The organism is Acinetobacter sp. GN11, assembly GCF_054823985.1.
In genome coordinates this window covers 1-6824 of sequence record NZ_JRVL01000095.1, presented here as the reverse complement: position 1 = coordinate 6824, position 6824 = coordinate 1, and the positions used below count along the sequence as shown (strand labels likewise).

The window sequence follows — 6824 nt, the reverse complement described above, 5'->3', positions numbered from 1 at the left end:
TCCCCTTTTTATAAAATCACTTTATTAAATTTATAGTTACTATAAAAAACTTACATATATTAAGTCGTGATTCCTTTGTATTTTAAATAAGCATTATTTACGTAAATACGTCGATATAAGCTTAAAGTTCTGCTATGGTAATTTGTCTGAAGCTGTTGTTTAAAAACAGGTAAACCAACCTATTTTAATACAAACAGCTTCTTTTTTTCTGTTTTAGTTAAAACCTAAGAAATTGTTCAAGGATAAGTATGCTAGCACTCGAGCCTCGACATATTCATATGAATCAACATGCTGTTGATAAAAAGCATGCATTACAGTGTCTAGTAGATATATTAGTAAAAGATGGGTTAGTTACACCTGAATATGTAACAGGACTCATCAATCGTGAACAACAAAGCGCTACCTATTTAGGCCAAGGTATTGCTATTCCGCATGGTACGCCACAATCTCGTGAATTTATTTTAGAAACAGGTATTCGGTTAGCTCACTTCCCTGAAGGAATAATCTGGGATGGGGAAAACACGATTTATTTAGCTGTTGTTATTGCAGCACAATCTGATGAGCATTTACAAGTACTACAAATATTAACTAGAGCGTTAATGCAGGATGTAAGTGAACAGGTAAAAAATGCGACTCAATCTGAACAAATTATTGAACTCTTGCAAGCTCAACCCTTATCTTTAACTCTTCACGAAAATTTAATTCAAACTGAAATTGAATCTCAAGATATTGAAGACTTATTGTGGTCAGCCTCTCAAATTCTAAAAAAACATAATTTCGTAAAATGTGGTTTTCTAAGCTCACTTGAGCCAGATCAAGTTATCCAGTTACAAGACCAGATCTGGACGATTTCTAGCAGTAAGTTTGTTCAACAACCAGCAATCAGTATTGTAAAGCCACGCAATGCTTTAGATGTAAATGGACAAAAACTAAATACTCTCGTCTGTATTGCTGCCAATGAGCAGTTAGATAGCCAAAGATTTAACAGACTGATTGATATTTTATTTAACCCAGAACAAGTCGCACAACTAGATCAAACACAAGCACCAAATGAGATTGCTAAAATTATTGGTGCAGATGTTATTCCAGATTGGCCTCATCGCTCGGTTGTATTAGCCAATGCCCATGGATTACATGCACGACCAGCGACTCATTTGGTGAACTTAACTAAAAGTTTTCAAGGTGATATTCAAGTCGCGGTCGACGAAGGTAATTTTGTTTCAGCTAAAAGCTTGACTCGTTTATTAGCTCTAGGATGTAAACGTGGCCAGACCCTACGTTTTATTGCCGAACCAGAAACAGATGCTGTTGCAGCTTTAGATAAAGTTATTCAGGCTGTGCAACAAGGCTTAGGAGAAGAAGTTGAACCTATTCAATCTTCAGATGCAAAAGAAGCTCAATCACCTCAAACAGTAAAATCACACCCGAAAACATTGAGTACAAATACTGGCATTCCAGCTTCTAGTGGTCTAGCTTTTGGCCCCGTACATGTCATCAAACCCAAGGTTTACCAATATGAACGTATGGGTTTAAGCGTTAAAGCAGAAAAAGAGAAACTTGATATTGCTCTTCACGCAGTTAAAAACAATATTCACCAAGTTATTGCAAAATCTGAAGTAGCTGAAATTAAGCAAATTTTCCAAGCACATTTGGAAATGCTAGACGACCCAGATCTTATTAATGGTGTTTATCAAAAGATTAACTTAAACCTTTCTGCTCCTGCTGCTTGGCATGAACATATTGAAGCAGCAGCTAAAGAGCAAGCAGCTTTACCAGATCGTTTACTGGCTGAGCGTGCTACAGACTTACGTGATATTGGCGATCGGGTTTTAGCACAACTCTGTGGTGAAGTTATCATCGAGGAACCTAAAGAACCTTATATTTTGATCATGTACGATGTGGGCCCAAGTGATGTGGCTCGCCTTAATAAAGATCGAGTAGCGGGTATTTTGACAGCTGTAGGCGGTGCAAGTGCACATAGCGCTATTGTTGCTCGCGCTTTAGGTATTCCTGCAATTGTTGGTGCTGGTGATCAAGTACTAGATATTGAACAAAAGAGTTCTCTTTTAATTAATGGAGATACAGGAACTTTTGTATTAAACCCTAACACTCAGCAAATCGAACAAGCCAAACAAGAACGAGAGCTTCAACAAAAAATTCGTGAAGAGGCTGAACGTCACAGCCAAGAACCTGCGATTACCCTAGATCAACACCAAATCGAAGTTGCTGCCAATTTAGGAAAAGTTCAAGCTACAGCCCACGCAGTAGAATGTGGTGCCGAAGCAATTGGCTTACTTAGAACAGAGCTTGTTTTTATGGCTCATAGCAGTGCTCCAAGTGAAGCTACCCAAGAAGCAGATTATCGTGTTGTGCTAGATGGCCTTGCTGGTCGCCCACTTGTAGTACGTACTCTTGATGTAGGTGGTGACAAACCACTTCCTTACCTTCCAATTGCTGAAGAAGAAAATCCATTTTTAGGCCTAAGAGGTATTCGTTTGACACTAAGACAGCCTGAGCTGTTACGTCAACAACTTATCGCTTTGCTTAAAGCCGCAGATGATCGTCCTTTACGAATCATGTTTCCAATGATTGGCCGTGTGGAAGAATGGCGTGCTGCCAAAGCTATTCTTGATGAAGTTAAAGCTGTACATCCATGTGCCAACTTACAAGTTGGTATTATGATAGAAGTTCCTTCTGCTGCTTTACTTGCGCCTATTCTTGCTCAAGAAGTGGACTTTTTCAGTATAGGAACAAATGATTTAACCCAATATACTTTAGCTATTGACCGTGGTCACCCTATCCTGTCGGCTGAAGCAGACGGCCTCCACCCAAGTATTTTGCAATTAATTGATCACACCGTAAAAGCTGCGCACAAACATGGCAAATGGGTGGGTATATGCGGAGAACTCGCAGCTGATCCAAAAGCTGTACCGATTCTTATGGGATTAGGCGTAGATGAGCTCAGCATGTCTCCAAATAGTATTCCTTTAGTAAAAGCCCAAATTCGTACACTTGACTACAGCCAAGCTCAAGCGCTTGCAAAACGCGCACTAGAATGTGAAAGCGCCATTGCTGTACGTCAGTTATCCGAACAAGAAATCTAAAGATTAGGAACAGTAATGGCTAAAGTTTTAACAATTACTTTAAATCCTGCAATTGATGTAACGATACAACTCAATGAGTTACAGGTTGGCGAGGTAAATCGCCAAGAATCTGTAGAAATACATGCAGCAGGCAAAGGATTAAATATTGCACAAGTTTTAAAAGATTTGGGGCATGAAGTTATTGTTTCTGGCTTTCTAGGAACAACAAACAAACAAATTTTTGATGATCATTTTAAAGAGGCTCAATTCCAAGCTGAGTTTATTTATATTGAAGGCGAGACTCGTCAAAATATAAAAATTGCTGAACATTCTGGGCGTATGACCGATTTAAATGGAAAAGGTTTCTTAGTTTCTGGACTAGATAAAAAGAATCTCTTTCAAAAAATCGAAATGATTTTGCCACAAGTAGATGTAGTTGCCATTGCCGGGAGCCTTCCACAAGGTTTTAGTATTGATGAATTACAGCAACTTATTAAGCTCATTCAACAGCAAGGGAAAAAAGTTGCACTTGATACAAGTGGTAAAGCATTGGTCGCTGCAATTGAATGTCAACCATGGATGATTAAACCAAATACAGATGAGTTAGTAGAAAGTTATCAGCTTCCTGCCGCGACTTATGCTGAACAAAAAAAGCTTTTTGAAAACTTAGCTAAAATTGAGCATGTCGTTATTTCGATGGGTGAAGACGGTGTAAACTGGCTACATGAAACACATCCACTACATGCCCAAGCCCCTAAAGTGATAGTTAAAAGTACCGTTGGTGCGGGCGACTCTCTTTTAGCTGGCATGATTCACGGCTTAATAAATAACTTCTCTGCCGAAGAAACATTGAAAACGGCTACTGCAATTGCGAGCCATGCTGTAACACAAATTGGCTTTCGTATTCCAAATGCTGAAATGCTAAACCAATTAAAAGCCCAAACTACAATCAATTCATTGAGTGAATCTGATGCCAACTGCTAAACATTTATTATTTGTCATTAATAGTCCGCAACAGCAAGTCAATGCTTTGATTTTAGCTCGAAAGCTTGCACAGGTAGCATCCCAACAGGGTTACGAAAATAATATAATTTCGCTCGATGAATTCGAAGAAAATCAAAACTTTGATCAAATCATTGTTATTGGACAACGTCCGAAAAATCTTAATATTTTTGGTACACACCCTTTATCTTTAATTAGCATTGAAGAAATCAAAAATGATGCTCATTCAGCTTTTCAAGCTGGCTTAGATAATTTAAAGCCAGCTCAAGATTGGCAGAGTGATAATACGCCATCGCCAAATAAAGCGACTAAATTTGTTGCAATCACTGCGTGCCCTACAGGTGTTGCCCATACCTTTATGGCTGCTGAAGCATTACAACAAGGTGCAGAAAAACTTGGTTATGAAATTGAAGTAGAAACACAAGGTTCTGTGGGTGCAAAAAATATTTTATCAGCTCAAGCTATTGCTGCAGCGGACATCGTGATTCTTGCTACTGATATTGAAGTTAATACAGACCGTTTTGTAGGCAAACGTGTTTACCGATGCGGTACTGGTTTTGCATTAAAGCAAACAGATAAAGCCTTTGCTGACGCGATTAGTAATGCACAAGTTCTAGATCAAGGTAAACAACAAACATCAGCAGAGAACAAGGATAAAACCGAAAAAGTTGGCGTATATAAACATCTCTTAACAGGTGTTTCTTATATGTTACCTATGGTGGTAGCTGGTGGTCTTCTAATTGCCCTATCCCTATGCTTTGGCTTAAATGCTGCTGAGCAAGCAGGCAGTTTACCAGCCATATTAAAACAAATTGGGGCCGCTGCATTTATGCTCATGGTCCCGATGTTATCGGGTTATATTGCCTACTCCATTGCTGATCGCCCTGGCCTCGCACCTGGCTTAATCGGCGGCTTACTCGCCTCTCAATTACAAGCAGGCTTTTTAGGCGGCATCGTTTCAGGTTTCCTTGCGGGCTATATCGCACTTTTTATTGCAAAAAAACTCAGACTTCCTACTAGTCTAGAAGCACTTAAACCGATTTTAATTATTCCTTTATTAGGTACATTATTTGTTGGCCTTATTATGTTCTATGTGGTTGGACAGCCTGTAGCACATATTTTCGAGCTAATGAAAGACTTCTTAAATAACATGGGTACAACAAATGCTGTGTTAATGGGAATTATATTAGCAAGCATGATGTGTATCGATTTAGGCGGTCCAATCAATAAGGCAGCCTACGCTTTTACTGTCGGATTGTTGACAACAAATACCTATATGCCAATGGCAGCAACAATGGCGGGCGGTATGGTCCCTGCTATTGGTATGGCCATTGCAACTTTCGTGGCTAAAAATAAATTTAGTACAGGAGAGAAAGATGCCGGAAAAGCTGCTTTCGTATTAGGGTTATGTTTTATTTCCGAGGGTGCTATTCCCTTTGCAGCTAAAGACCCAATGCGCGTTATTCCGACTTGTATTTTAGGTGGTGCTGTGACTGGGGCACTTGTTGCACTATTCCACTGCGAGTTAGTTACTCCTCACGGCGGCGTATTTGTTCTTTTAATTCCAAATGCAATTAATCATGCTTGGCTCTACCTTGCTGCAATTGCTGCCGGTAGTATTGTTACAGGAATAAGCTATGCGATTGTTAAGAAAAAGATAGAAGAAAAGACTGCGACCACTGCATAATAAAAAAGGGAGAATATTAATTCTCCCTTTTTTTACATTTTATATTTTTCATCAAAGAAAATTTGAAATTGAGAGTTTTTCAATAACGAGTACTTAAAACCTTTAATTAAGGCATTACTTAAAAAGCTGTTCATTTATTATAGTCTAGACTTTGCACGTAAACGTAATACTTGTTCATTTTGGCCCTAAATAAAACAGCAAAATACATAAAACGTATTCCTTTCCTGTTTGGAATGTTTAAAGTTCTATACAAACAGCAAGAAGAGTTTTTGAAACTTATTGTTGGGATATTACCTAACTTTAGCAAAGGTGCGCATGATGCCGGTGGTAATGGTGGCTATTTAGCTGAAGCAATGCAAGTCAAATACGGTGAATGTATCGATGCTGTTATGTTGACTGAAGCATGGTATCGAAGGAATACACCGCATTTTAAATCATCGTTAGAAGATGGTGATATTGAGAATATGCCAGCGGATCAAGACGTTTTAGAAGATCACAGGGCATTTGTTATGGTTAATGGTGTGGCGCGTATTCCAGCAATGGGAAAAACGAACTCAAATAATAAAGATCGACATGGGGATAGTGCTATCGCTCACTTACTGGCTGATTTTGCAAGTAATCATCCTTCAGCACCAATTGAATTCACTTCCCTTCCAGCTAGAGATGAAATTGAAGAGAACCCAGATGATTTTGAAGATTGGTTTAGTGAGGTTGATTGTTTTTAATCTTCATGTTTCACACGATGAATCAAAGCTTCTCCATCTTTTTGATTTGATAAGGTCATAAATTGAAATAATTGGGATTGCTCATTATCATAAGCATCAAAGAACTTAAAACTTAATTCTAAAATTATCGCCCCATTTGCATTTGGTTTAACTGAATCAGATAAAAGACGTGGTGGAAAGGCATATTCTTTCTCACTATTTCCAAGCAATAAATCATACCTTGGATATATTAGAACTGGTTTTGATGGATCATTATCAGTTTTATCCAATACTATAACCTGTAAATCTCGACAGGTTGCTCGACTGTTATATAACGTAAATATTAAA

At 38.5% G+C, this 6824-nt stretch carries 3 protein-coding genes and 2 pseudogenes; 4 read left to right on the top strand and 1 reads right to left on the bottom strand.

Annotation, left to right across the window (positions count from 1 at the left end):
* The first annotated feature begins 248 nt into the window (after positions 1–248).
* The 4 genes and pseudogenes from ptsP to NL42_RS10180 all read left to right on the top strand — a co-directional run.
* Positions 249–3104: a phosphoenolpyruvate--protein phosphotransferase gene (gene ptsP / locus NL42_RS10195; protein ID WP_461312657.1), complete on the top strand. Its 2856-nt coding sequence runs from the start codon at positions 249–251 to the stop codon at positions 3102–3104.
* A 15-nt stretch (positions 3105–3119) separates the two neighbouring features.
* Positions 3120–4067, top strand: a complete 948-nt coding sequence (gene pfkB, locus NL42_RS10190) for a 1-phosphofructokinase (RefSeq protein WP_461312656.1) — start codon at positions 3120–3122, stop codon at positions 4065–4067.
* Positions 4054–5772 (top strand): fructose-specific PTS transporter subunit EIIC, encoded by a 1719-nt coding sequence (locus NL42_RS10185; protein ID WP_461312655.1) that lies wholly within the window; start codon positions 4054–4056, stop codon positions 5770–5772. The genes pfkB and NL42_RS10185 overlap by 14 nt, the downstream gene beginning before the upstream one ends.
* Before the next feature lie 72 nt (positions 5773–5844).
* A pseudogene (locus NL42_RS10180) lies at positions 5845–6497 on the top strand (hypothetical protein); the annotation flags it as partial.
* Here NL42_RS10180 and NL42_RS10175 read toward each other — a convergent pair.
* Positions 6494–6824, bottom strand: a pseudogene (locus NL42_RS10175) (hypothetical protein); the annotation flags it as partial. The pseudogenes NL42_RS10180 and NL42_RS10175 overlap by 4 nt on opposite strands.

Excerpts from the sequence above, each read along its gene's own strand:
- ptsP (WP_461312657.1), top strand. The coding sequence starts at position 249 with ATGCTAGCACTCGAGCCTCGACATATTCATATGAATCAACATGCTGTT.
- pfkB (WP_461312656.1), top strand. The coding sequence starts at position 3,120 with ATGGCTAAAGTTTTAACAATTACTTTAAATCCTGCAATTGATGTAACG.
- NL42_RS10185 (WP_461312655.1), top strand. The coding sequence starts at position 4,054 with ATGCCAACTGCTAAACATTTATTATTTGTCATTAATAGTCCGCAACAG.